At 48.8% G+C, this 24,492-nt stretch carries 26 protein-coding genes and 1 tRNA gene; 11 read left to right on the top strand and 16 right to left on the bottom strand.

Translation table 11 applies throughout. From position 1 onward, the window contains the following. Positions 1-6 precede the first annotated feature (6 nt). A complete protein-coding gene (locus BUC22_RS10015) occupies positions 7-768 on the top strand; it encodes a molybdopterin-guanine dinucleotide biosynthesis protein MobB (protein WP_013380655.1) in 762 nt (253 codons plus the stop codon). Next, complete coding sequence (locus tag BUC22_RS10010; protein ID WP_041689870.1) at positions 746-1,390, top strand: BUD32 family EKC/KEOPS complex subunit; 645 nt, start codon at positions 746-748, stop codon at positions 1,388-1,390. Before BUC22_RS10015 ends, BUC22_RS10010 begins: the two co-directional genes overlap by 23 nt. Positions 1,391-1,748: 358 nt before the next feature. On the opposite strand, the gene BUC22_RS10000 is transcribed toward BUC22_RS10010, so the two are convergent. From BUC22_RS10000 to BUC22_RS09975, 6 genes are all read right to left on the bottom strand, one after another. After that, positions 1,749-2,660 carry a sensor histidine kinase gene (locus tag BUC22_RS10000; protein ID WP_013380652.1) on the bottom strand — a complete coding sequence of 304 codons (912 nt, stop codon included), beginning with the start codon at positions 2,658-2,660 and terminating at the stop codon, positions 1,749-1,751. Between the two features lie 7 nt (positions 2,661-2,667). Next, a complete protein-coding gene (locus BUC22_RS09995; RefSeq protein ID WP_013380651.1) occupies positions 2,668-3,537 on the bottom strand; it encodes an ABC transporter permease subunit in 870 nt (289 codons plus the stop codon). Beyond that, on the bottom strand, positions 3,530-4,480 hold the full coding sequence (locus BUC22_RS09990; RefSeq protein ID WP_013380650.1) for an ATP-binding cassette domain-containing protein: 951 nt from the start codon (positions 4,478-4,480) through the stop codon (positions 3,530-3,532). The genes BUC22_RS09995 and BUC22_RS09990 overlap by 8 nt, the downstream gene beginning before the upstream one ends. A 107-nt stretch (positions 4,481-4,587) precedes the next feature. Further along, positions 4,588-5,271 carry a response regulator transcription factor gene (locus BUC22_RS09985; RefSeq protein ID WP_013380649.1) on the bottom strand — a complete coding sequence of 228 codons (684 nt, stop codon included), beginning with the start codon at positions 5,269-5,271 and terminating at the stop codon, positions 4,588-4,590. 14 nt (positions 5,272-5,285) lie between these two features. Then, on the bottom strand, positions 5,286-5,801 hold the full coding sequence (locus BUC22_RS09980; protein ID WP_013380648.1) for a Gx transporter family protein: 516 nt from the start codon (positions 5,799-5,801) through the stop codon (positions 5,286-5,288). Between the two features lies 1 nt (position 5,802). Next, positions 5,803-6,144: a NusG domain II-containing protein gene (locus tag BUC22_RS09975; protein ID WP_013380647.1), complete on the bottom strand. Its 342-nt coding sequence runs from the start codon at positions 6,142-6,144 to the stop codon at positions 5,803-5,805. 112 nt (positions 6,145-6,256) lie between these two features. On the opposite strand from BUC22_RS09975, the gene BUC22_RS09970 reads away from it, so the two are divergent. Continuing rightward, positions 6,257-6,634 (top strand): hypothetical protein, encoded by a 378-nt coding sequence (locus BUC22_RS09970; RefSeq protein WP_013380646.1) that lies wholly within the window; start codon positions 6,257-6,259, stop codon positions 6,632-6,634. A 136-nt stretch (positions 6,635-6,770) separates the two neighbouring features. Here the strand turns inward: BUC22_RS09970 and BUC22_RS09965 are convergent. Further along, a tRNA-Leu gene (locus tag BUC22_RS09965) sits at positions 6,771-6,856 on the bottom strand. A gap of 256 nt (positions 6,857-7,112) precedes the next feature. Here BUC22_RS09965 and BUC22_RS09960 point away from each other — a divergent pair. Next, a complete protein-coding gene (locus tag BUC22_RS09960) occupies positions 7,113-8,756 on the top strand; it encodes an SWIM zinc finger family protein (RefSeq protein WP_013380644.1) in 1,644 nt (547 codons plus the stop codon). A gap of 52 nt (positions 8,757-8,808) precedes the next feature. Here the strand turns inward: BUC22_RS09960 and BUC22_RS09955 are convergent, their stop codons facing one another. Beyond that, positions 8,809-9,636 carry an EFR1 family ferrodoxin gene (locus tag BUC22_RS09955; RefSeq protein WP_013380643.1) on the bottom strand — a complete coding sequence of 276 codons (828 nt, stop codon included), beginning with the start codon at positions 9,634-9,636 and terminating at the stop codon, positions 8,809-8,811. Positions 9,637-10,257: 621 nt separating this feature from the next. Here BUC22_RS09955 and BUC22_RS09950 point away from each other — a divergent pair. Continuing rightward, complete coding sequence (locus tag BUC22_RS09950) at positions 10,258-10,683, top strand: DUF3795 domain-containing protein (RefSeq protein ID WP_013380640.1); 426 nt, start codon at positions 10,258-10,260, stop codon at positions 10,681-10,683. A gap of 51 nt (positions 10,684-10,734) precedes the next feature. Here the strand turns inward: BUC22_RS09950 and BUC22_RS09945 are convergent, their stop codons facing one another. Then, positions 10,735-10,956, bottom strand: a complete 222-nt coding sequence (locus BUC22_RS09945) for a hypothetical protein (protein WP_013380639.1) — start codon at positions 10,954-10,956, stop codon at positions 10,735-10,737. A 139-nt stretch (positions 10,957-11,095) separates the two neighbouring features. Here BUC22_RS09945 and BUC22_RS09940 point away from each other — a divergent pair, with 139 nt between their 5' ends. Continuing rightward, positions 11,096-11,527, top strand: coding sequence for a VOC family protein (locus tag BUC22_RS09940; RefSeq protein WP_013380638.1), 432 nt, complete (start codon positions 11,096-11,098; stop codon positions 11,525-11,527). 89 nt (positions 11,528-11,616) lie between these two features. Here the strand turns inward: BUC22_RS09940 and BUC22_RS09935 are convergent, their stop codons facing one another. Next, a complete protein-coding gene (locus tag BUC22_RS09935; RefSeq protein WP_013380636.1) occupies positions 11,617-12,105 on the bottom strand; it encodes a hypothetical protein in 489 nt (162 codons plus the stop codon). Between the two features lie 147 nt (positions 12,106-12,252). Then, on the bottom strand, positions 12,253-13,374 hold the full coding sequence (locus BUC22_RS09930; RefSeq protein WP_041689869.1) for an FUSC family protein: 1,122 nt from the start codon (positions 13,372-13,374) through the stop codon (positions 12,253-12,255). Positions 13,375-13,535: 161 nt separating this feature from the next. On the opposite strand from BUC22_RS09930, the gene BUC22_RS09925 reads away from it, so the two are divergent. After that, positions 13,536-14,411 carry a pyridoxamine kinase gene (locus BUC22_RS09925; RefSeq protein ID WP_013380634.1) on the top strand — a complete coding sequence of 292 codons (876 nt, stop codon included), beginning with the start codon at positions 13,536-13,538 and terminating at the stop codon, positions 14,409-14,411. Positions 14,412-14,495: 84 nt separating this feature from the next. On the opposite strand, the gene phnX is transcribed toward BUC22_RS09925, so the two are convergent. The 5 genes from phnX to BUC22_RS09900 are packed head-to-tail and all read right to left on the bottom strand — an operon-like array spanning position 14,496 to position 19,858. Next, positions 14,496-15,281 carry a phosphonoacetaldehyde hydrolase gene (gene phnX / locus BUC22_RS09920; RefSeq protein WP_013380633.1) on the bottom strand — a complete coding sequence of 262 codons (786 nt, stop codon included), beginning with the start codon at positions 15,279-15,281 and terminating at the stop codon, positions 14,496-14,498. A 12-nt stretch (positions 15,282-15,293) separates the two neighbouring features. Continuing rightward, positions 15,294-16,385, bottom strand: coding sequence for a 2-aminoethylphosphonate--pyruvate transaminase (gene phnW / locus BUC22_RS09915; protein ID WP_013380632.1), 1,092 nt, complete (start codon positions 16,383-16,385; stop codon positions 15,294-15,296). A 47-nt stretch (positions 16,386-16,432) separates the two neighbouring features. Continuing rightward, positions 16,433-17,431 (bottom strand): extracellular solute-binding protein, encoded by a 999-nt coding sequence (locus BUC22_RS09910; protein WP_013380631.1) that lies wholly within the window; start codon positions 17,429-17,431, stop codon positions 16,433-16,435. Beyond that, positions 17,431-19,113: an ABC transporter permease subunit gene (locus tag BUC22_RS09905; RefSeq protein WP_070081232.1), complete on the bottom strand. Its 1,683-nt coding sequence runs from the start codon at positions 19,111-19,113 to the stop codon at positions 17,431-17,433. The genes BUC22_RS09910 and BUC22_RS09905 overlap by 1 nt, the downstream gene beginning before the upstream one ends. Beyond that, a complete protein-coding gene (locus BUC22_RS09900) occupies positions 19,103-19,858 on the bottom strand; it encodes an ABC transporter ATP-binding protein (protein WP_013380627.1) in 756 nt (251 codons plus the stop codon). Before BUC22_RS09900 ends, BUC22_RS09905 begins: the two co-directional genes overlap by 11 nt. Positions 19,859-20,073: 215 nt before the next feature. On the opposite strand from BUC22_RS09900, the gene BUC22_RS09895 reads away from it, so the two are divergent. Genes BUC22_RS09895 through BUC22_RS09880 form a run of 4 tightly spaced genes read left to right on the top strand, consistent with a single transcriptional unit; the run spans position 20,074 to position 24,445 of the window. Beyond that, on the top strand, positions 20,074-21,708 hold the full coding sequence (locus BUC22_RS09895) for a 6-pyruvoyl-tetrahydropterin synthase-related protein (protein ID WP_013380626.1): 1,635 nt from the start codon (positions 20,074-20,076) through the stop codon (positions 21,706-21,708). Then, complete coding sequence (locus BUC22_RS09890; protein ID WP_013380625.1) at positions 21,671-23,491, top strand: phospholipid carrier-dependent glycosyltransferase; 1,821 nt, start codon at positions 21,671-21,673, stop codon at positions 23,489-23,491. The genes BUC22_RS09895 and BUC22_RS09890 overlap by 38 nt, the downstream gene beginning before the upstream one ends. Positions 23,492-23,544: 53 nt before the next feature. Continuing rightward, complete coding sequence (locus BUC22_RS09885; protein ID WP_013380624.1) at positions 23,545-24,096, top strand: phosphate-starvation-inducible PsiE family protein; 552 nt, start codon at positions 23,545-23,547, stop codon at positions 24,094-24,096. Continuing rightward, the gene (locus tag BUC22_RS09880) at positions 24,071-24,445 is read left to right on the top strand and encodes a RidA family protein (RefSeq protein WP_013380623.1); all 375 of its coding nucleotides are present in this window, start codon (positions 24,071-24,073) and stop codon (positions 24,443-24,445) included. Before BUC22_RS09885 ends, BUC22_RS09880 begins: the two co-directional genes overlap by 26 nt. The last annotated feature ends 47 nt before the right edge of the window (positions 24,446-24,492 follow it).

Raw genomic sequence — 24,492 nt, 5'->3', positions numbered from 1 at the left:
AAGAAGATGAAGGTAATATCCATCTGTGGTATTTCAGACAGCGGAAAGACAACGACCGCTGAGCATATTATAAAAGAATTGAGGCGGCGCGGCTACAGTGTGGGCTCAGTCAAGGAAATCCATTATGACCAGTTTAAAATGGATACAGAGGGCAGCAATACGGATCGTCACAGGCGGGCAGGTTCTCAACTGGTGACCGCCAGGGGAAAATATGAAACAGATATTTTATTTCAGGAAAAACTGCCGATTCGGGATATTCTGTCCTTTTATGATTTTGATTATGTGGTGCTTGAGGGCGTTGCCGACGCCGGGGTGCCAATGATACTAACGGCTCACGAAACACCTGAGCTTGACAATCGGTGGAGCGATTATATTATCTGCTGTGCAGGGCGGATTGCCAGAGATTTGGACACCTACAGAGGCCTCCCTGTCTTTGATGCCAGAACTCAGGCGGAAGCCCTGGTCGATCGGATTGAGTTAAAAACCTACCATATTCTCCCGGATTTTGATAAAAACTGCTGTGACGCCTGCGGATATGGCTGCGCTGGGCTTGGCCCTGCGATTTTAAAGGGCGAGGCCCGGGAAAAGGACTGTGTGGTAAGAACCCGGCCCGGGGTGGACGTGAAGATCAATGGACAGCCCCTCGAGATGGTTCCCTTTGTCCAGGATATTATCAGGAGCGCAGTGACCGGCATTGTGGGAGAGCTGAAGGGCTATGAGGAAGGGGCTGTCATTGAGATCAGCATTGGAAAAAAACAAAATCTTTGAGAGTCGGCGGAATACTGTGAGCCTGGAAAAAGGGCAGATCAAAAAAGTTTTTAGCGACGCCGAAGCAGCACAGCATGAGTGGAATGTCCTCACACTTCTCCAGCTAAGAGGTGTGACGGTGCCGGAAGTTCTCGACTTGCGGGAAAATGTGCTGTATCTGCAGTACTGTCCCGGCCCTTTGCTGCTTGACCGAGTGCTTGAGCTGGAGGAAAAAAACAGCGCGGAAGGCCTGTCTGGTCTGTGTGCAGAGTTGGCAGACTGGTTTAATCAGTTTTACCAGGCGGTGCCTGGACATATCCGTGGCGATGTCAACTTCAGAAATTTTATTGTCGGTGTTTCAGGCATAACCGGCATTGATTTTGAGACGCTTCCAATCGGACAAAAAGAGACGGATATGGGAAACCTGCTGTCTTATTATGCAACCTACAGTCCAGCCTTTACCACCCAAAGGACAGAGGGCGCAGTCATAATGTTCAACGCTTTTTCAGAAAAAATCACACTGGATAAAAGCAAGGTTTTGAAAGAAATGCGCTTTGCCTTTAAGCATATGGAAAGGCGGAGAAAGTGTTTTGATGTCAAAAGAGCGGAAGGATGGCTGAGAGGCTTTGAAAAAGAGGTTTGAAATGAAGGACAAACGATACCAGAAAAAACAAGTGCTGTATTTTTTATACAGAGGCGTAATGTGGACGCTTTGGCTGTTGATGTTTTGGAATATATTGATGTTTTTTAATGAAGTGCTGGCAATTGTTTATTTTCCGGCTTTCCCGGTATGGAATCTGTTTGTATTTCTTTTTATGCTGACAGCCGATTTTCTTCTTACACATTATTTTTTTAAGTGGTTTGAAAAATGGATTGGGAAACACCGTTCGTTTAAAAACTATTTCAGGGAATTTCTGATTCAAAAATAAACAGTTATACTATTTCTGATTGAATAAAAACCGCACGAACATTTTTATTTACGACGTTCGTGCGGTTTTTTATCATTTCAAAGAAAACTGCAAATGTATGCCGAACACATCATTGTCAAGCGACGCGCTGATGCTGCCGCCCATACGGGTGGCAAGGCGTTTGGCGATGGAAAGGCCCAGGCCGGTGGTCTTACGGCTTCTGGACACATCGGTGGTGTAGAAGCGGTCAAAAATACATGGAAGATCGTCGGGGATGATGCTGTGCGTACTGTTCTCAAAGGTAATGTTTACGGCGCAGTCCGCTAATACGGCTTTTATGGAAAAATGGCCTTCGCCGTGGGTCAGGGCATTGCTTAAGATGTTGCTGAAAATCCGTTTGAAGGCATCGGCATCACCGGTGACGATAAAGGGATCATCAGGAATCTGGATTTCCGGTTCGCTGTCCTGACTGCAGAAATCATTGTAAAACAAAGCCAGCGTATCGCGCAACACATTGCCGAGGTTGACTGGTTCCTCGGCAAGAACCAGCTCATCCGCCTCGATGCGCGCAAATTCAAAAAGCTGGTCTAAAAGCTTGCGCACTGCCTGAATCCGCTGCTGGACAATTTCCAGATACTCGGCTCGGGTTTCCTCAGGCAGATCAAAATCCTGGAGCATCTGGATATAGCCTGAGGCAGAAGTGAGCGGGGTACGCAGGTCGTGTGAAATGCTTGTGATGCTGTTTTTAAAGCTGCGGTTTGCCTGAGTCATGCGGATTTCAAACTGGCGGTGGGTCTCCAGCAGAGTATTGATGCTTTCGATCAGAGCCTCCACCTCCTTATCGGGCATGGCGGCAGTGATGGGCAGGTTGGTATCCTCATTTTGTATAAAATGATTTTGCCGTATGATATCCCGAATCTGCCTTTTCAAAAGCAGACTGTGAATAATGGAAAAGAGGGCGGCTGCCCCGAGGATAATGCAGAGTATAATGAGTGATACTTCCATAAAAACCTCACATAATGTCCCGTTTTTTGAAAACGGCAATGCCTGCCAGCGTGGGCAATAGAATATAAACCACCATAAGCGCCAGGGCTTGAAGTACGACCAGGCCGCTGACTGTGTCAAATTCAAGGCTGGAAAGCGCTTCGGCGATCCAGATGGTGAGCAGGTTAAAATCTGTGGCGTGAAAAGCGTTGCCGACAGATAAAAAGGCGGTGACAAAAATAAGCAGACAGATGTTGACGGCTACGGTGGGGCCGGTCTGTTTGATGAATACAGCGGTCATGACAAAGAAGGAAGCCAGCCCGAGGTGCAGCAGGGTCTGTAAAAAGAGCCGGTAAGCCAGCAGACTGACAGTCTGTGAATCCAGGGAGCTAAAGCCCCAGCACAGGCCGCTGAACAGAACAGCGCTGAGTATGGCCAGCACAACGAGAAAGAGGGTTGCGGCCATGACGGTGATAAGCTTTGAAAGATAGATATCGCGTCTTTTAAAGCCCTTCGACACAGTGTTGCGGAGCGTTCCATCCCTGAAATCTGCACCGATGTACAGGGAGATAAAAACTGCCATTAAAACTGTGGTTACACTGCCGGAAAGAGCGGTTTTGATGAAGGAATTGGCATTGTAATTTTGCATGGCTTCAATTGTTTTAGCCAGATTTTCCGAGCTGTTCGACAAACCGAAACGGATGCCAAAGCTGTTGTTCTCTTCAATGCGGTTCTCGGATTCCTGGAGGGCGGCAGGGGACATGTTTGAAAAAAGATCGGCGGAATAGAGCTGCCCAATAGCGACAAAAGCCATGAGCGCCACACAGAGGATCATACAGACCCTGAATGATTTTGACTTAAAAAGCTTGAAAAGGTCAGAGCGCAGCAGGTTAAGCACGGTCTTCACCTCCCATCTTCGACATAAAATAAGCCTCGATATCCTGCCCGACCGGCGTGATGGATTCGACCAGGATGCCGTTTTGGTTAAGCTCCCGGTTGACAAAACCGCTCTGGTCCACATAGTCGAAAAGACGGATGGTGTTTTCTGGCAGAATGTCATAATTGTCCGTGCCCAGAAGGGTCTCGATGAGCATTGCGGCTTTTTTAGGCTGGTCCACAACCATTTTCAGGCAGCGCTGACAGCGTGTTTCCAGATCCTCCCGGTTAAACTCGTCAATGAGCATGCCCTCGCGCATGATACCGAAGCAGGTGGCCAGCTTTGACAGCTCGCCGAGGATATGGCTTGAAATAAGAACGGTCACACCCTGCTCCTGGCTGAGCTGTGTCAGGACAGCGCGGATTTCTGCAATCCCCCTTGGGTCGAGGCCATTGGTAGGCTCATCCAGAATGAGAAAGTCCGGGCTGCCCAGAAGGGCCATGGCAATGCCGAGGCGCTGGCGCATCCCCAGTGAGAAGTGCTTGACCTTTTTGCGGTCAGTGCTGCTCAGGCCAACGGCTTCGAGGGAATCGGCAACAGCGGTGCTGCTGGTGATGCCAAGCAGACGTCTGTGGGCCTCCAGGTTATCCGGAGCGCTCATGTTGCCGTAAAGCCCGGGCGCCTCAATGATACAGCCTGTCCGTCTGCGGTGCTGTTCCAGCTCCGTACTGTCAAAGAGGGTCATGGTGCCTTCGGTCGGGGGCATGAGGCCTGCGATCAGGCGCATGAGGGTGGTTTTTCCCGCGCCATTTCGCCCGATCAGGCCATAAATATCGCCCTTCCGGATGGTCATATTCACATGATCGACGGCATGGCGGCCCTCGCTCTTTCGCTTTTTATGCGGGGCAAATCCCGCGGGTGGGAAGATTTTTGTAAGATTATGGGTTTTCAGGATAGTGGGCATGGTTTTTGATCCTTTTCTGTTTTTATTCAGGTGGCTTTCAATTTTATTGTAACACGCTGTTTTTTAAATTCTGTAAGCCAATCCTAAAGAAAAGATAAAGATTGACGCTATTTCATTTTAAAGCCAATGCCCCAGACCGTTTGGATATAGGCTTCGTCGGGGTCGATTTTAGCCAGCTTCTGGCGCAGGTTGCTGATGTGCACATTGATGGCGTTATCCTCGCCCAGGAACAAATCCTCCCAGACAGTCTCATAGATGACATTTTTGGAAAAAACACGCTGTGGGTTTTGCATCAGAAGCTCCAGAATTTTGTATTCGCGCTTAGTCAGTGACAGGGGCTGCCCTTTCAGGTAGACTTCGTAGGTAGAGGGGTTGAGGGTGAGCCCTTTATAGGTCAGGGTTTTGCCTGAAAGGCTTGTATTTCCTGAATTACGGCGCAAAAGAGCCTCGATACGGGCCAGAAGCTCTTCGTTGTTAAAGGGCTTGGTAATATAGTCATCTGCGCCATTTTTGAGTAGGCTGATCTTGGTGGGAGAATCGTCCTTTGCGGACACGGCGATGACCAGGGTGTCCGAGGTCTGGCGCAGGCTTTTCAGCACTTCCTCGCCGCTCATTCCCGGGAGCATTAAATCCAGAAGGATTAAAGCATAGCTTTTCTTTTCAAGGCAGAATAAGGCCTCGGTACCAGAATAGGCGGTATCTGCCGTATAGCCGCTGTGTGTCAGCAGATCCACAAGCATGTTGCTGATGTTGACATCGTCCTCGACGATTAAGATATTGATGGATTCCATTTCATTTGTCCTCTTTATTTAAATAGATTGATTTTCTGAAGCTGCCGGTACAAAAGGTTTGCCGCTACGCCTACCACGATCCCTGTCGGGATGGCGAGCAGCATAAGAAAGGGCAGATAAGACCAGAACAGGTTCATATTTTGTACCACAGCGGCCGCTACGGCCAGCTGGCCCAGGTTGTGGGACACTGCGCCGAGCAGGCTGATGGTGATGAGGGAGAGCTTTTCTCTGGCGGCCTTTAAAAGCAGGGCCATCACCCCAAGGCTCAGGAGTCCTCCGGCCAGGGAGTAGAGAATCGCGCTCATGCTCCCAAATAAAAAGCCGGATAAAAAGATCCGTGCGGTGACGATGAGCAGGGTCAGGGGAGTACCCAGAGTCAGCAGTGAGATGAGGGTCACGATGTTGGGCAGGCCGACCTTGGCTCCGGGCACAGGCATGGGGATGGGCACCAGGGATTCCAGATAGCTGAGAATTAAAGCCAGTGCGGTGTACAGGGCAATGACGACCAGGCGGCGCGTTTTGTTTTCCATTTTAAGGCTCCTGTATGATTTCAAGAATCAGCCGGTGGGGCAGGCAGGCAATGGTCTCTCCAGGGGACTGGATCGCCGGGCTGTGCACACACACCTGGTTATCGCAGTCTGCGCTTTCGACCCGGGCGCTGCGGTCTTTAATGGCAATGGTGTTGCTGCCGAGGTCGCTGGTGATGGTTTCGGTATGGTTCTGACTAAGCGGCAGCGTGCGGATAACCTCACCATTCTGGCTGACCCGCAGCATAAGGCCGGAGCTTTGGCTGTTCATGAGGTGGAAGACGCCGAAGGCAATGAGGGCAACGGCCAAAACCCCGGCAATGATGATCAGATCACGTTTTTTCATGTTTGATTTGTCCTTTGGTTCATTCTAGTGTCCATTTTAACGAAAAAAACAGTCTTGGTAAAGAGCAACTTTTTTGATATAATCACTTTTTAAGACGGGAGGCGACGATTTTATGGAAAATTATAATGATATCCGGCAGCTCAAGGTGACCACCGACGGCTATGTGGGTGACGGCTATGCGGCCTGTATTGATTTTGAAACGGGTAAGGCATGCTGGTCTGCCAGTGCGCTTTTTTATCAACCCCCCAAGTATTTAAAAACACTGGATACCGAGGCGCTGGACGCCTTGAAAAAAGGGATGGCGGAAGCTGGTGTACTGCAGTGGAAGAAAAAATATTATGATCTGAGCTGTCTGGATGGCCCAATCTGGGAGATGACCCTGGTTTTTGAGGATTGTGAAAAGAGGCTGGTGGGCACTGCGGCATATCCGGAAAGCTGGGAAGATTTTTGCGGGCTGCTCAGTGAAGCGCTGGGAAAAGACTTTAAGTAATGGAGAATGAAAAATTCTCCTTTTTTTGTATGGAAAAATCTGGTGATAAGGAAAGGCAATGGCTAGAGAGGCGTTTGGGGTGGCAAAAAATAAAAAAGCAGATGTTATTTTAACATCTGCTTTGTCACCAATTAAATGGTGCGAGAAACGGGAGTCGAACCCGTACGTGCGTAGCACACACGCCTCTGAAACGTGCTTGTCTGCCAATTCCAACACTCTCGCACAGCGCTCTTTTTTTCTGAGCGGCGACTCATTTCCTGAGTGCTTGTATATAATAACTTTTTTTGTCCGCTTTGTCAACACTAATTTTAAAAATTTTTAACTTTTTTTTCGAAAATGTTTTTCAGCATAAAAAAATATGATTTTTCTGCATTTTAGCTTCAAAAATAAAGCGCTGCATTTGAAGAAAATCAATTAGTAATTGTAAAGTAGAGCAGGCTGAGATAAAATAGCCCTATAGCAAAAGGGAGAAATAATAATGAAAAAATGGGAAGATTTTTTTACAAAAGATGTTTTAGATAATGGATATGCGCTTTTTACAAACGACCAGGTTCTGGAGGCAGTGCGCTGTGATAATGGCTATGAGGCAGTGGTGCGCGATACAAAAGACTACCGGGTGATGATCGAAACAGAATTTGGCGAGGTCGCTGCCATGCACTGCGATTGTACCTATGCGTCAGAGGGCACTCACTGCAAACATATGGCGGCAGCGCTTTTTGCCCTGACGGAAAGTGTATCCGAGACGTTCAGGGACCCATGGCAGTTTGAAAACACTGAGCTGTACGCCCTTGTACAGGGGGCGAGAGAAAATGAGCTCAGAGATTTTATCTACGAGCTGGCCTGCACGGACAGGAACCTTGCAAACCGCCTCTGGCTCCGCTTTTTTAAGGGGGAGAGCATTGAGGAGCTTCGCCCTCTGGAACGCTCTCTAAACGCCATTTGCAAGAAATATCTGGGGCTGGAGCAGTTTATTCCATACTGGGATGTAAAAGACTTTTGTGAGGAGGTTGAGCAGTTTTATAATGATAATCTTGAGGCCCTGATGGTCCGGGAGCACTATGGGAGTGCCTTTGATTTTACCGCCATGGTTTACACCAAGCTCTGCCAGATAGAGATTGATGACTCCGACGGAGATATTGATTTTATTGCCCAGGACTGCGCAGAGGGATGGATGAAAATCCTGACTCATATCAATGATGAGGCAGAAGAGCGGAGGATGCACCATTGGTTTATGAATCGTCTGGGCGGTGACACGCTCGACTATCTTGAGGACTATGTCTTTGATGTCTTTATGAAATGGAACTGGAAGCCGGTGCTGCTTGCCGAGAGCATGAAAACCGTGGACTGGCTCATCCGGAACGCCACACAGGAGCGGCTCGATTACTGGCTTGAAACCTATGTTGTCTGCCGGGTACAGCTCATGGAAAAAATGGAGCTGCCAAGGGAAGCCATCGAGGCCTACCAGAAAAAATACTGGCGTTTTTCCGGAATACGGAATACCGCTATTTCCCTGAAAATCAAGTATGGTGAGATGGACGCCGCCATTGGGATGATCAATGAGAGTATGGAGATGGACCGGGATGACCCAGCCAAAATAGATGAATACCAGCGTGTGCTGGTTTGGCTGTATGAAAAGCTAGGCAGGCCCGAAGTCCTGAAAAAGGCACTGGCAGAAATGCTGGTGGGCGAGGATTTTGTCAATCTGGAGGATTTCAAAAAGCTAAAGGCTCTCTGCGGCGAGGCAGAATGGCACGAGCTTCGTGAAGAAATATTCAAAGCCGTGGATTATGGACATAATCTGCGCGACCTGTATGAGGAAGAGGGACTGTGTGAGCTTCTTCTGGAAAGCATCCGCAGCCAGGGAGAGCTTTCTGACTTGGATTACTATGAGGAAACGCTTAAGGCAGGATGCCCTGAGGACACTCTGGAGCTCTACGCCGAGCTTTTAAAGGCGATGGTTAAGAAGGCGGCAAACCGAAGAAAGTATCAGCAGATCGTGGATTATCTGAGAAAAATGCAGGACTACCCCGGCGGGCCAGAAAAAGTAAGGGTTCTGACTGCGGACTGGCGTCTCCGTTATGCTAAACGGCGCGCACTTATTGAAGAGCTTGAAAAACTTTGACAAAATTTAGAATGCCATGGTGTTCCAGTGGGAGTACCATGGCATTTTTTGTTTAAAGAAACCATTCCGGTTCGGCCCGGCGCTTTAAGCCCTCCTCAAGCTCGTGCTTGTGGTAAAGGTAACCCGCGTCATCATAGTAACGCGCGTGGACCGGACATTTTTTTATACAGGCGCCGCATTTTATACAAATGCCTGTGTAAATCTGCACATCATCGTGGCTGATGGAGCCCATGGGACAAACCTCAGAGCATAGCTTACAGTCGGTACAGGTGTCGTCTGTAAGCGGTTTAACCTTGCGGATATCTACGGGAGTACCTTTGCGGTCCCGCGGCTGATAATAGCCACGGTATGGGGCTGGTGTGCCCTTGACAGCCACAGGTGAGGCATCCTGGATATTGGTGATGGCAGCGGCTTTTTCATAGGTTAATCCGGCAAATACGCGGGCTTTTTCCATATCCTGCCCGTCTGGTCGTCCGGCTGCCAGTACATCAGAAAAAGAGTGTTCTCCGATGAAGGCCCCTGCTGTAAGGGTGTGAAAACCGGTTTTTTCAAGGATATCCCGAAGCTCGATTAGGGCATCGTCATAGTCCCTGTTGCCATAGAGTACCAGAGGAACAGCCGCGGCGCCGTTTCCCTCCAGGGTCATCAGGTATTTCAGCAGTACATTGGGCACACGCCCTGCGTAGACCGGTGTGCCGAATACCACCAGATCGTCAGCTTCAAAGCTTTTTGGCGCTTTTCGCTCCTCGGGCAGTGTAAAGTCAAAGCTTTCACAGGGGACCCCAAATTTTTGTGACAGGTTATCTGCAACCGCTGTTACCAGTTTTTGGGTGGTGCCGGTAGCGCTGAAATATACGGCCCATACTCGATTAAATTTCATTATTTTTCTCCCTTGCATAAAAAGAGTGGTTTTTATGCCTTAACTATATCAGAGGGTGAGATGGTTTTCAAGTAAAAGCCCCAAAAAGCTGGCGGTTTTCTTCAGCCAAAGTTTTTTAAAAGGCAATGGGGGTACGTCGAAACGGCGTACCCCCAAGGGGATCTGTGGATAACCTATGAATAAGCAGCGGAGAGAAAGGGTCAAAAGACATATATGTCCGCTATTTTGCCAAAAAAGCAAAAGTGGCGGCGGAATCACTGACACCCGTGTCCGCCATTAGTAATATATTAATAATATTATATATTAATCTTTTATTATTCATGAGTCGCAGGTTATCCACAGGTCAGAACAGCTATGGAGTCTGCCCGGGCGCGTAAATAAGGCCTGTGATGTCATTAGCGGTGGGGAGGCCGGTGTATGGCCAGGCTCCTGGTAACCAGAATGGACGAAAACACGGAACGTTTAAGTTTTTTGAAAATTTCGGGAACCTTTTGGAATTTTTTGCGATTGTATTAAGTGTAGGGCAGAATATAAAAGAATCCCGCTGTTTCCATTACTGCCAGAGGATGTTATAATGCAGGTAAGCAGAAAAAAGGATTAAAGCCGAAAGGAGCAGTACCCATGAAAATGCCAGATACCATTGATACCGCCATGTTCGCCCCCTGTGGAATGAACTGCATGGTCTGTTATAAGCACTGTTACCATAAAAAGCCCTGTGCGGGCTGCCTGAACAGTGACAAAGGAAAGCCAGAGCACTGCAGGAAGTGCAGGATTAAGGCATGCGCTCTGGAAAAGGGTGTCCAATATTGTTTTGAGTGCGCAGCGTATCCCTGCAAGCCTGTAAAATCCCTGGAAAAAAGCTACAACATCCGCTATAACACCAGCCTGATGGAAAACAGCCGCCGGGTTAAGGAATCAGGGCTGGAGGCTTTTATGGCACAGCAGAAGCAGTTGTTTACCTGTCCAGACTGCGGCGGGGTCATTTCATTACACGACGCAGAATGCAGTGCGTGCGGACAGAAGCTTGAAACAGCGGGCCGGGAATAAAAAAACTGCCCGGCCGCGCGGACAGTCCTTTATAAAAATCGGGCACACCGGTTAGATGGGCTTACCGGTAAAGGGGTTTCGCCCCCTGACAAAACAAAAAACAATGTGGATCATGCCCATTACAATACCGACAATCGCAATGCCTTCGGCAAAGCCAAGCCAGAAATCGGGCAGAAGGCGGCTCATAAACAGAGACATTGTAAAGCACAGCATTCCCACGAGATATAGAATCATCACGAAAGAGCAGTAGCCTTTCTTTTCAAAAAATTTCATCAGAGAATCCCTTCCTTTTCATCTTTCCTTTATGTTTTTTATTATAACACAGAGGAGCCGAAAAGTCTAAAGCGATTTCATAAGGCTATTTTGGGTATTTTATACCATAAATTCAACCAAATGCAAAGGAGAAAAAGCAATGACAGGCGTAGAAATTGATATGGTTGTGACCGACAGCCTGAAAGCCCTGGAGCTGTATGAAAAAATATTTGAGGTTAAGCGTATAGAGGTGACCGATTACCCGAAAGGTACCAATGAAGCAGTCTTTACCATCTACGATACCCGCTTTCACATGCTGGACGAAAACCCTGAGTACCAGCTAATCGCGCCAAAGCCCGGCCAGCCCCAGTCTGTCTGGTTTAATGTGCTGGTGCCAGACATTCAGGCGGTCTACGATAAGGCCATGGCAGCTGGCTGTGCTGAGATCCAGCCCGTTACCGAGATGCCTGAGATGGGCGCCGCAAACGCCATGTTTTCCGACACTTTTGGCTATGTCTGGATGCTCCACCAGATCCACCGGGAGGTGAGCTTTGAGGAGCGCTGTAAAGCCATGGAGGAAAAGCAGAAATAATAAAAAAGCAATCGGATTTCCGGTTGCTTTTCCAGGTTTTGCATTGAGGGAAAGCTTTATTCAGCACACCCCTTATCTGTTTTCAGAGATTAATCCGGTTGCTTATCCCTGTGTTCATGCAGCTTCCGCATAACCAAACGGGCGATGGGCTGTGAGAAGAGCGCCTCCACAGCAAAAGAGATGGCGAAATTGCGGGGCCATTTGTAAAAAAACAGGCGGATCGGCTCAAGGCTTATCTGACGGCTTCCAATCCAGGTACCGATAACGGTCAGGAAGACAGACATCAAAAAGACAGTGCACAGAATATTGACCACGATGTGGGCATTAAAGCTGTCATCCTTATCCACGATCTGCCCGGTCATCCAGTCGGCCGGTCTGTACGTCAGCAGCACCAGGGCGACAACGCTGAGCCAGATAAAAGGGATAACACGCAGGGTATCGGCCCATACCCCCAAATGAAAGCCAAGCTCAAAACAAGTGATAATCGGAGCAATAATGTTTACAGACAGGATGGAGATCACCCCAATAAACAGCACAAACTCTTTTTTGCTCCGAGGGAGCTTCATGTAAAATTCCATTTTTATTTCCTCACTTCTTAAATATTAAAACCAACGCAAAAAAATAAGCGTAAGACGAGAAATTGTCTTACGCTGAACCATTATACGCGTTTGTTAAGTTTTACAGTTATTATTATATCAAAAAGTCCAAATTTAAACAAGCTGTTTTCAGGTTTGAAAATCTGTTTTTTTATTGGCAAAAATGAACCGGCTTCCGATGACAGCAATAACAGCGGCCAGAAGCACATAGGCCAGACGAAGCTCAAAAACCTCAGACTGCTTCATGAACAGGGTGCTGAGCGCAATGGCGTAGCAGGTCATATAGGTGGCGCGGAAAAGATAGTTATCCACCGCGTAGCCAAGGAAGGTGCCAATGGAGAGAATGATCATATGTCCGGTAAAGCCGGTGATATAGTGGAGCAGAATGGCTGAGATAAAAACCCCGGCGATATTGCCGCCCACACGCTGTTTGATTTTGACCATGCTGTCCTCATAAAAATTGAGGGTCATGATAAAAACATTGAGGGGAAGCCAGTAGCCTTTCGGAATATTAAACACCTGCTCCAGGAAAAAGCTGAAGGTTACCAGCAGAGAGATGCGGATGGCAAAGCGGGTGAGACGGAAATCAAAGGTGCCGGCCTGAAGGCTGTCACTGGAGCTGTAAAAGAGACGAAAGCGCAGCATGGCAGCCAGATTTTTAAGGGCACGGGCAGTCCCCTTTAAAAAATCGCGGGTTTTACCGCCGAGGCGGACAAAGGGATTAAAAATCCGCGGATCCAGCTTAAAGCCCGTCTGCCTGCGCCTCAGAAAATACATGACCACAAGGCCAAGGGTCGCGATAAAACAGGATAAAACAATGGCCATCAGGCGTAGCCTGAGCTCCGGAACAGTGGTGGAGAAGCTCTGGTACAGCACAAGGCCAAAGCCATAGCTGTAGTAAGCCTTTGAGGTGTCGGAGTCGGTGAGAAGAAAGACCATGAGATAGGTTGCGGCAAAGTCCAGGGTAACGCAGAGCCAGACGTTCATATCCGCCAGGTGGGCGGTGGTCGCCAGCACAAGGTTGATGAGCATGACGCTGTAGGGGTGCCAGCGGTCTGGCGGGAAGTCCTTGAGTCGGTTGAAAATAATGGTGAGTGGAACAGCGATGACTGCATTTTTATAGCCAAATAAAGCCATGTTCATAAAAAAGAGCAGCAGACAGAGGGTGGTGGCCGGTATGGATTTCTTAGTTCCTTTCCAGGCCGCTTGCCGCAGATGCTTAAAGTTCAGGCGTTTTATTTTTTCACTCATGACAGACTTCCTTTCATCATCATCGCTATCATAGTTTTTACCCAAAAAGGGAATTTTATTCGATTTATGTGCGTTAAACAGGCAGAATTGTGGTACAATAATTAACAGCCCCTTTTTCAGGGAATCCAAGCATCTTTGATTGTAATAAGGAGATATTTAACATGCAAAATACAAACGATATTCCAAAAGGCCCCTTACAGCGGGTGGCCGCGATTCATGATATATCCGGCTTTGGAAAGTGCTCCATGACTGTCGTGCTGCCCATTTTATCTGCGGCAGGCATTGAGGTGGTCTGTATGCCTACCGCGGTTCTTTCGACCCATACCGGCGGTTTTGAGGGCTTTACCTACCGCGACCTCACCGAAGACCTCCCGGCTATTACCGAGCACTGGAAATCGCTGGATCTGCACTTTTCGTCAATCTACAGCGGCTTTTTAGGCTCACCGGAGCAGGTAGACATTGTATCCAATTTTATGGATACCTTTAATTCAGACAACACACTGGTCTATGTGGATCCGGTTATGGCTGATGAGGGTGAGCTTTACAGCGTTTTTGACGACCATATGGTGGATAAAATGCGCGAGCTCTGCGAAAAGGCAGACTTGCTGCTGCCAAACATCACCGAGGCATGCTTTCTTTTGAAGCAGCCTTATCAACACGGTCCATACACCAGGGATTATATTGAAAAGATTGTGCGCGGCCTGTCCGACATGGGCCCTGAAAAGGTCGTGCTGACTGGCGTGTATTTTGATAATGAAAAGCTGGGCGCCGCCTGCTATGACCGCGCCGAGGATAAGGTAGAGTACGCCTTCTCCGAAAAAGTGCCCGGACAGTTCCACGGGACGGGTGATATTTTCGGAAGCTTCTGCCTGGCAGCTCTGCTGAACGGTAAATCTCTGCTGGATTCCACACAGTTTGCTGTCGATCTGACCACAGACTGCATCCTCAGAACGGTTGCCCGTGAGACTAATCGCCGCGAAGGTGTGGATTTTGAAGGTGTGCTGCCAGAGATGATGAAACGTCTTGAGCTGGTCTAGAACAGAGAAGTAATTTAAAAAAAGAAAAAGCAGGTACGTCGTTTCGACGTACCTGCTTTTGTTCTGGGCAAAGCCAGTCTTTGTTTATTGTTCATCGAGCGTTTTAATCAGAGGGATCAGCTCGCTCAGATCCTGGATAACATAGTCTGCGCCGGCATCTCTGAAGGTTTTGGTTACCTTGTTGATGGCAGCGGCTTTGTCATCATCACAGAGATGGTTAAATTCTTCCTCGGTCAGCCCCATCTCAGAGCTTCCGCGCACGACGCCGATGGAGACAACGCCGGCGTTTTTTCCTTCCAGAATATCGGAGACCGTGTCGCCAATTTTTACAGCATTATGGACGGAATGAACGCCCAGAGTCTCCAGGTTTTTGAAAAGCATAAAGGGGTAGGGGCGGCCATAGTTTTCCACAGCGTTTGGGCTGTACCAGCAGTCCGGCGCATAACCCTTATCGGCGGCGACACGGGTGACTACGGCCATCATTTCATCGGTGTAGCCGGTGGTTGAGCCGATTTTCAGGCCCATGTCACGCAGAGCCGCAACGGTATCCAGCACATGGGGCTTGGGATCTGCAAACTGATCCAGAATGCTCATGAGTTTTTCCTCGAACTGGGCGTACAGGGCGTCAATATCCTCTTCGGTGTAGCCGCGCCCGTATTTTTCCTTCCAGAGACGGCTGATACGCGGCATATCCATCATGGTGTGGATATGGTCACGCTTGAGCATCCCCATGGGTTTTCTTGTTTCCGCCATGGTGGGCTCAATGCCGAAGCTTTTAAAAACTTCCATAAATGCCTGTACTGGAGCAAAACATCCGTAATCGACCGTTGTGCCGGCCCAGTCAAAAATAACCGCTTCAATCTTTTTCATCAATATGGCCTCCTAAGCGTTCTGTTTTAAATAATCATAAAAGATATTGTAGAGATTTTCAACATCTTCTTTATAAATTTCTCCGATATTGCCCATGCGGAAGGTGTCCACCTTGGTCAGCTTGCCGGGATAGATGGCATAGCCGCGTTCTTTGACAAAGTTGTACATATCGGTAAAGTCAAAGCCCTGCTCGGGATAGAGGAAAGTAGTGATAATGGGGGAGCGGTAGGCTTCATCAATATAAGCGTTGATGCCGAGCACTGCCATTTTTTCAATCAAAAGCTTATTGTTGGAGGCGTAGCGCTGATAACGGGCTTCGACTCCGCCGCGTTCCTCTAACTCATCCAAGGCTTTGGAGAAAGCCAGAACCGTATGTGTCGGGGAAGTAAATCGCCATTTTCCATCCTTGTTCATGGTCTTCCACTGGTCGTAAATATCCAGCGACAGGCTTCGCGCATTGCCCTTTGAGGCCTCGAGGGCGGCTGTGCGGGCCAGGATAAAGGAAAAGCCCGGTACGCCCTGGATACATTTGTTGGCGCTGCTGATCATAAAGTCGATATGGTCATCCTCTAACGGGATATCAATGCCGCCAAAGCTGCTCATGGCATCGACAATATAGGTTTTGCCAAATTCTGCGCAGAGCTCGCCGATGGCATGGATGTCGTTGAGAATGCCGGTGGTGGTTTCGCAGTGTACCATGGCCACATGGGTGATGTCTGGGTTTTCTGTTAAAATCGCGCGCACTTTGGCGGCGTCAGGGATTATGTTGTATTCCTCGTTGTAGGCAAGGTAGTTCAGACGGTGGTAGTCCGCGATGTCCAGCATGCGTTCGCCGTAGGCGCCGTTTGTGATGAACAGCACCTTATCCTTATCGCCGATCACGCTCGAAAGTACGGCTTCCACGCCAAAGGTGCCGCTGCCCTGCATGAGGATGGCGGTATATGCATCCTCGCTGACATGGGCCAGCTTTAGCAGCTGAGCGCGGATTTTCTGGGTGATGGTTTTATATTCATTATCCCAGGTACAGTGGTCAAAGAGCATTTCTGCCTTTACCGCATCGCTGGTTGTCAGTGGGCCGGGGGTGAGTAACTTGTATTTTTTCATAAATGTTTTCTCCTCTGTAAGATATATCTTTGTATAAAATTTGTTTTTTACTTGTTAAGTTTGCATTTCTCTGAAAACTCCTGGTGTTTTTGTAAAAGATCCACGGTCAGAGGCTCTGGGAATGTTTTGGGGTTTTTGGTGCACAGGGAAGGGTCGGCTGTTTCGCCGGGATACAGGGGCAGCGGATAGGTCTTGAGCAGCTCGGTTCGGGCGCTTTTTACAATACATTCAGCCATTTCCATGGCTTTGGCATTGGTTTTATCCCCTTTATTAATGACGGCGATGGATTCCGTAAGAGCATAACTGCCCTCAGACGGGTCGATGTAGTCGATGGGAAGACCTTCTTTTTTGGCCGCGACGGCCTGATGCCGAAGGCCGAAGGCCAGTGCGACCTCGCCGGCTTTTACCTTTTTAAAGGGGCCGGAGCCGGAGCTTTCCATGTGCGGCCCGGCATTTCGGATGATCCCTGTCATGATTTCAGCGCCTTCCGTCTCGCCGTAAGCGTCGATGACAGCCTGTACCAGAATCCAGCCAGTGGAGGAACCTTCAATATCCGGTATGGATACCTGGCCCGCGTACTTTGGATCAGCCAGATCCTTGATGGAGGCCGGTGCAGACAGGCCCTGTTCCCGCATCACCTCAGTGTTGACCATGACAGCGCCTTCCTGGGCTGTGATGGGGGAAGAATAGGATGGGCAGTCACCGCTCAGGGTGGTATGGTCAAAGCTCAGGTCAGAGAACATTTCGGATTCCTTTTGGGCAGTGTCCAGATAGTATGTGCTCATGGTCACCAGGTCGGCTTCGATTTTAGAGCCTTCGGCCATCATCCGGCCGCCCAGCTCGGAGGTGGCAAAGCTTTGGATGATATACTGGCCTTCGTAGCCGCCGGCAGTCAGAGCGTTTTCCATGGCGGTCAAGGCTTCGTCATCCGCGTTGGAGTAGATAACGACTTTGTTATCCGCCTTTCCTGTACTGCACCCCGCAGCGGTGAGGGCTGTGGCGGCAATGAGCAGTCCGGCAGCCAGGGCTTTTATAAGTTTATTCATCAGGCGGCCTTCCTTTCTGTTTTTTTCGACAAGGCTTTCAGGATCAGCTTGACAGCCAGGTTGGTGGCAAGAATAAGCAGGGATAAGACAAAAATCTGTTCAAAATCGCCGAAGTGCTGAAGCTGTTTGATTTTGGTGGTAACGACCATGGTACGCGCGCCGACAATAAAAATGACAGCGGAGATTGTCACCATGGCGTTGATGAAGTAATAGCTGAACATCTCCAAAATTGTGGACCAGGAGTTGGGGATCACGACTCTAAAAATGGTTTTGGTCCAGCTGTCGCCCATGAGCATACCGGTCGTTTCCCAGGAGGCGTTCATCTTTGATAGTGAGTTTTTGATCATCAGGTAGGGGGTTGAGAAATAATGGATAATGTTACAGATGATCAGTATAATAAAGGTACACTGGAGGCTGGTGCCAGAAAAAGCCAGGAGAAAGGCGATGCCAAGCACCATGCCCGGTACGGTGTTGGTGGTCTGGACCAGGCCGTCGATGGCGGCTTTGGAGGGCTTGCCCATTTTACTGCGGGCAGTGACCAGTGCGCTGAGGTAGGCAATGGCCGTCCCTAAAACCGCTGTGAGCGCCGCTACCAGAATGGAATTGAGGTAGACACTGGTCAGCTGGCCGCCAAAAAGAGTTTCCTTGATGTTGTCAAGCGAAAAACCAAGCTCATAGGGCCAGCTCTGCACAAAGGGAACAATAAAGATAACCGCGAAAATGGACAGAATACCGATCATTACCAAAGCGGACAGAACCGTGAAAAGGCCATCGCGTCCTTTGTTTTTTGTGAGCTCGATCTGGGAGATCTTGTTATAGCGGAAATTATATTTTTCCAGGTAGCGCAGGATCAAAATGCTGAAAACCGATGGGATCAGCATCATCATGGCAACAACAGCCCCCTTGCTGAAATTGGGGATAGAGCCCAGCATCTGATTGTACAGCGTGGTGGCCACCACCTTGTACTCACCGCCAACCGATGCCGGAATCCCAAAGTCGGTGAAGCTCAGGAAAAAGGCCTGAATAAAAGAAGCCCCCAGGGTGGCGATCAGTGGCTTAAAGGTTGTGGTGAGAAAGGTTTTAAAGCTGTTGTCACCAAGCACACGGGATACCACAGAGAACTTCTTGTCAATGTACTTAAAGGTATTGTTAATGAGCATAAAGGCAATGGGAACCGTGTAGATTACATAACCCAGCAGCAGTCCGTTAAACCCATAAATCTCAAAGGGCTGAAAGCCCAGCAGCCGGGTGATCAGGCCCTGGCGGCCAAAGGAATAGATGATGGCGAAGCCATAGGTAATGGTGGGCAGGAGCATGGGCAGCACTGCGACACTGGAAACGGCGCTCTTGTACCAGCCGGGTACATTGGTGCTGTTGACTGTGTAGGCCAGCATGAACGCGATAACTGTGGTGACGAGCGCGCTGGTCCCGGCGATGATGAAGCTGTTAAGCAGGGCGTTCAGAAAGCCTGCGCTGCTCAGCACAGCGGCATAGCTTGCCAGGCTGAAGCTGCCGTCCACATTAAAGGACTTGATGAGCAGCAGTGCCAGTGGAGCGGCAAGGAACACCGCGAAGATGGCGATGATGATCCAGAAAACAACCTTCAGCTCCAGCGGGGTACCCGTAACAGCCCGGCTCCGCAGCCTCGGCCGCGTTTTATCGGTGGCGGAATTACTGGGCATAGCATTCTCCGAACAATGAGAAGATATTGTTTCGCTTGATCATGAGCTGGTTGAGAATAAACTCCTGAACAAAGCTGTTGCCGGGCTTCGTGATGATTTCCTGCGGCTCGGCGTATTGTGAAATTTTGCCGCCGTTTAAAATGAGCACCCGGTCCGATAAGGTAAGGGCTTCTTCAGGGTCATGTGTTACAATAATGGTCGTCAGATCAAATTCCTTGGCAACTGTTTTGATCCGCTCCTTGATGGATTCTTTGATAACCCCGTCCAGCGCGCTCAGCGGCTCGTCCAGTAATAACACCTTTGGCTTCATGACCAGGGTACGGGCCAGGGCCACACGTTGTTTTTGCCCGCCGGAGAGCTGGTCAATGGGTTTGTCCAGATGCGGTCTGAGATCCAGAAGGTCGATGAGCTCGTCAACCTCCTCCTGGGTGGAAATACCCGGCTTGTTTTTGAGTCCGTATACGATATTATTGTAGGCATTCAGGTTGGGGAACAGGGCATAGTCCTGAAAAACAATGTTGAAGTCACGCTGTTCCATGGGTACATGGGTGATATCCTCACCATCGTACAAAAGCTGTCCCTCATCAATGTCGGTGATGCCGAGAATCAGGTTGAGGAGGGTGGTTTTACCGCCGCCGGATGGGCCGAGAATGGAAACAATTTCGCCCTTTCCGATATCGAGTGTGATGCCTTTCAGGATTTCTGTGCCGTCATAGGCCTTCTTTACATTTCTTAAACTTAACATAGTGTTATACTCCTTAACATTTTGGTTAAAACAAATGGCTTATTGGATAAAAGTGTTCTTTCAAAAGCCTAGGCGTATTTTAAATCTAAAAATCCCACAATTCAATAGACTTAACAAAGAGTTAACGGAATTTAACCGAAGCTTTACAAAATCATTGGTTTTACAAATCGCAGTCAGATTGGTATAATAATGAGAGAAAAGAATGAGAGAAAAGAATGGAATCTAAAAAATTCTTTATAAAAAATAAACAAATTCTTTGGTGGGGTATCCCTTTTCTGGCAGCTTTGGCAGTGGTGCTGCCCTTGCTTCTTAAGGATGGCATCCCCTTTGGAAATGATGCAAGCTTCCATCTTTCCAGGGTCGTCTCGATCGCAGAAGGTCTTAAAAATGGCATTTTTTTACCAGGAGTCTATGCCGATTACTTTAATGGCTACGGCTATGGCAACGGGCTTTTTTATCCGGATTTCTTTTTGTATATTCCGGCAGTACTGTCGCTTTTGGGCATGCCGGCCATCACGGCCTACAAGGCTTTTCTGATTTTGCTCACAGGCGCTATGGCCTGCACCATGTACCTTTCGGTCAAATCGGTATGGCGGTCTGATTTTGCGGCCTCGGCTTCCACTGTGCTTTACCTCCTATGCTCCTTTCACACCACTGACCTTTATCAGCGGTCGTCGGTGGGGGAGCTTCTGGCCTTTGTCTTTCTGCCGCTTATTGTGGCAGGCTTCTGGCAGGTGGTTTACGGCGAGAAGGAGAAGTGGCCCTTGCTGTTCAGCGGCTTTAGCGGTCTGGTGCTTTCACATGTCCTGACCGCCGTGCTGATGGGGGGATTCGCCGCTGTCTTTCTGCTGTTCAATATACCAAGGCTGGCCCGCGAGCGGGAAAGGCTGGCGGCACTTGGGAAAGCAGCGCTTTGGAGCATTGTCCTGACTTTGTTTTTTCTGCTGCCCATGCTGGAACAGCTGATGGTTAATCCTGTTTGGGGCGACACCGGACTGCTCGGGAGTATTTCGGACTGGGCCGTGCCTTTTAAAAATTTAATTCTGGCAATACCTCAAAGTATCGGCGAAAAATATGTACCGCCGGCGGGGATTGGTCTGGCGCTGACACTGCTGATAATAGCGGGTCTGTTTTTTAACAGAAGTGACAGGCTGATACAGATTCTTTCGCTGTCTGGCCTGCTTCTGCTGTTCTGCGCGTCGGTATATTTTCCCTGGCATTTGTTTGAGAATGTACTGTCAACCCTTCAGTTTCCATGGCGGTTCTATCTGTTTATCTCAGTATTCTGGTGCTTTGCTTCTGGCAGGATTATTGAGAGCATGACAGAAAAAAGGGAAAACCAGGTGATCATCGCGGCCATCGCAGCTGGAATTATGGTCATAGCATATTTTGCAAATGTTGCGTATACTTATAAAAATTATGCGCAGATGGTTGTCAATACATACCCCACCTTTGCCGCAGGATGTGAGTATTTACCGGAGGATGTCACTTTATCACACATCCAGGAATCACAAAAAAACCATCAAAGCACTGCAAAACGCACTAATTATAGTTTGTATAAAATAGAATTAGAACGAAACGGTTCAAATGAACTGCCGCTCATTTATTATAGTGGGTATGAAGCCATGCTTAATGGCAATCGCGTCGAGGTTTACCGAAACGTAAATGGCATGGCAGAAGTAGCAGTTAATGAAACCGGTATGTTAATTGTCCAATACAAGGGAACGCCTCTCCGGCGTGTCAGTGAGACCATCAGTCTCATGGGCGTCATTGTGGGGATAGCCCTGCTCTTTAAAAATAGAAGAAAGGAAAATGATCAGAATGACAGAAAAGTTTTATCATCTCAGTAAAAAGGAAATCATTTTTCTGGTGGCAGTAATCCTGATTTACAGCGTTGTAGGCTACTGGAATCTGGGCTCAAGAGTTGAGCCCCAGACCTATTATGATATGGAGGAGGGGACACCCGCCGCAGAGTTTGAGCTTCAGAAACAGCCGGCGTCCATCGCGTTGTATCCAACGGTTAATGATTCCTCAAAATATGTGGGCATACAGATATTATGCTCAGATGATGGCGTGAACTGGAAACAGGCCTTTGATACCCGGGACGACGACACCGACTATACAGCGGCCATGATCTGGTACCACTACCCGCTGAACACGGATGAGAATACCCGGTACATCAAAGTTAAAAAGCTGGATACTGCCAACCGTCTGGTATTAAGCGAGGTGGCATTCTTTGACAAAAACGGGAACAGGCTGGCAGCAACGCCCCTTAACGAAGGTTCCGCGAGGCTTCTGGATGAGCCGGAGACAGTGCGGACCACCTCAGACCGGCTGAACAGCGCTTACTTTGACGAGAGCTATTTTCCCGCCTCAGCGCTGGAAATGCAGGATGGCCTGAGTGTGGCCGAGATGGATCATCCTCCGGTGGGCCGGCTGATCATTGGCCTGGGAATGGATCTTTTTGGCAGAACGCCCTTTGGATTCCGCTTTATGCAGGTGCTTTTTGGTATCGCCATGCTGCCGCTGATCTATTTCTTCGGCAAGGCACTTTTCAAATCACCGCTGTGGTCCGGTATTGCCACATTGCTGCTGGCTTTCGATTTTTTGCATTATACACAGACACGGATCGGAACCCTGGACGCCTTTCTTGTCTTTTTTATCCTGGCTATGTATGCCTTCCTATACTTTTTTCACATCAGTACATCAAGGCCAGCCCGGTATGTGTTTTTGCTGCTCAGTGGGATTTTTACCGGCCTTGCCATTGGCACCAAGTGGTCAGGCTGTTACGCGGCCCTTGGACTGGCAGTTCTGTATTTTTACTGGCTCATCCGGGATATGGTAAAGGGCGATAAAGGGGTCCGGCGGCAAAGACTCGGCGAGTCCTTTTTCTGCTGCCTGGCTTTTATCGTCGTTCCGGTGACCATTTACACCCTGTCCTATATTCCTTATGCGGGCACCATACCCGATAAGGGGTTTTTCGAGGTGTTTTTCGGCCATCAGCAGCAGATGTTCGGCTACCACACCGGGGCTTCGACCCATTACCACCATCCCTATTCCTCCAAATGGTATACCTGGCTTCTGGCTTTAAAACCAGTGTTTTACTATTATCAGAAGGCGCCGGAAACCATTTATCTTTACGCGACTGGCAACCCGATGGTCTGGGGAATTGGCCTTTTCGGCACAGCCTTTGCGTTGGTCCACGGGATATGGAAACGCCATTCTGCCGGTATCGTCATCGGTGTTGGTTACTTTTCCCAGATGATTCCCTGGCTTTTTATCACGCGGGATACCTTTTTATATCACTATTTCCCGATGATTCCTTTCCTGATGCTGGGGGTGGCCTATCTGTTTAAGTACATGGGCTGTACGCCCCAGGCAAAGCCCTGGAAAAAAGCATATATCGGGCTGTTTATGGCCTTTACGGTCTTTTCATTTATCTGTGCTTTTCCGTTTATCTACGGCAGTCCCATGAAGTGGGAGACGGTGCTGTTTATGCGCCAGCTGTTTATGGTATTTGCCGGTGTGATGGGCGGCGCCCTGCTGCTGCTCATGGGCTATGATGTGTATCATCTGCGGCGCAAAAAGAAAGAAAGCGCCCTGCTGGATGAAAATAATGGAGATATGCTTTAAGACAGGGACTGATTATGGTATAATGCAGTGGGAACCATAAACAGGAGGAGACAATGCAACATAAAATTCAAAATAAGCTTTTGGGCTTTGTGCGGGTACTGGAGATTTTTATCGCCATCCTCATCGCCATTGCCATTATTATTTCAGCCCTTGCTCTGATTCCCGATCTTTGGCAGTTTATAGGAAATTACGGCGATTCGCAGGCCTTCCGGGTGTTTTTGGGTTATGCCTTTAACACGCTCATCGGCATTGAGTTTCTTAAAATGCTGATCAAGCACTCCACCGCGTCGGTCATAGAGGTTTTGCTGTTTGCCATTGCCAGGGAGCTGATCGTTGAGCACACCACGCCCTTCGAAAATTTGATGAGTATTATATCCATCGCCATCCTGTTTGCCATCCGGCGTTTCCTGTTCGTCTCAACCTTTGATGACGGAGAGGGCGGAGAAGGTATGTCCCAGGGTGGACTGATGTGGTTTAAGCATCGCTTTAAAAAGCACGAAGCACCAGCAGATGACAGCATTTTAGCTGTTTCTGAAAGCGCGGAAAACATTTTAAGTGACGACAAAGGAGAGAACAATCATGAAAACAAAAGTAGCAACAGATAAAGCCCCTGCGGCCCTTGGCCCATATTCTCAAGCGCTGGTAGTAGACGGCACTCTGTACGCCTCCGGGCAGCTGGGGATTGATCCGGCCACAGGCGAAATGCCGGAAGCCTTTGAGGCCCAGGCGAAACAGGTGATGCTCAACATGGGCGCAGTGTTAAAAGAAGCAGGATATGACTATTCTGATGTGGTTAAAACCACAATTTTTGTCGATGATCTTGCCAATTTTACTGTGCTGAACGACATTTACGGCGAGTATTTTACAGAAAACCAGCCGGCCCGTTCCTGTGTGCAGGCAGCCAGAATACCCAAGGATGCCAAGGTCGAGATTGAATTTATTGCGGTGAAATAATGAATGGAAAGCTGCTGCACAGAGTGCGGCAGCTCTTTTTTAACTGA

The sequence above is a fragment of the Eubacterium callanderi genome (assembly GCF_900142645.1).
In the GTDB taxonomy this organism is placed as follows: Bacteria; Bacillota; Clostridia; order Eubacteriales; family Eubacteriaceae; genus Eubacterium; species Eubacterium callanderi.
Note: the sequence above shows the minus strand (reverse complement) of the source record. Positions and strands in the feature narration are given on the sequence as shown.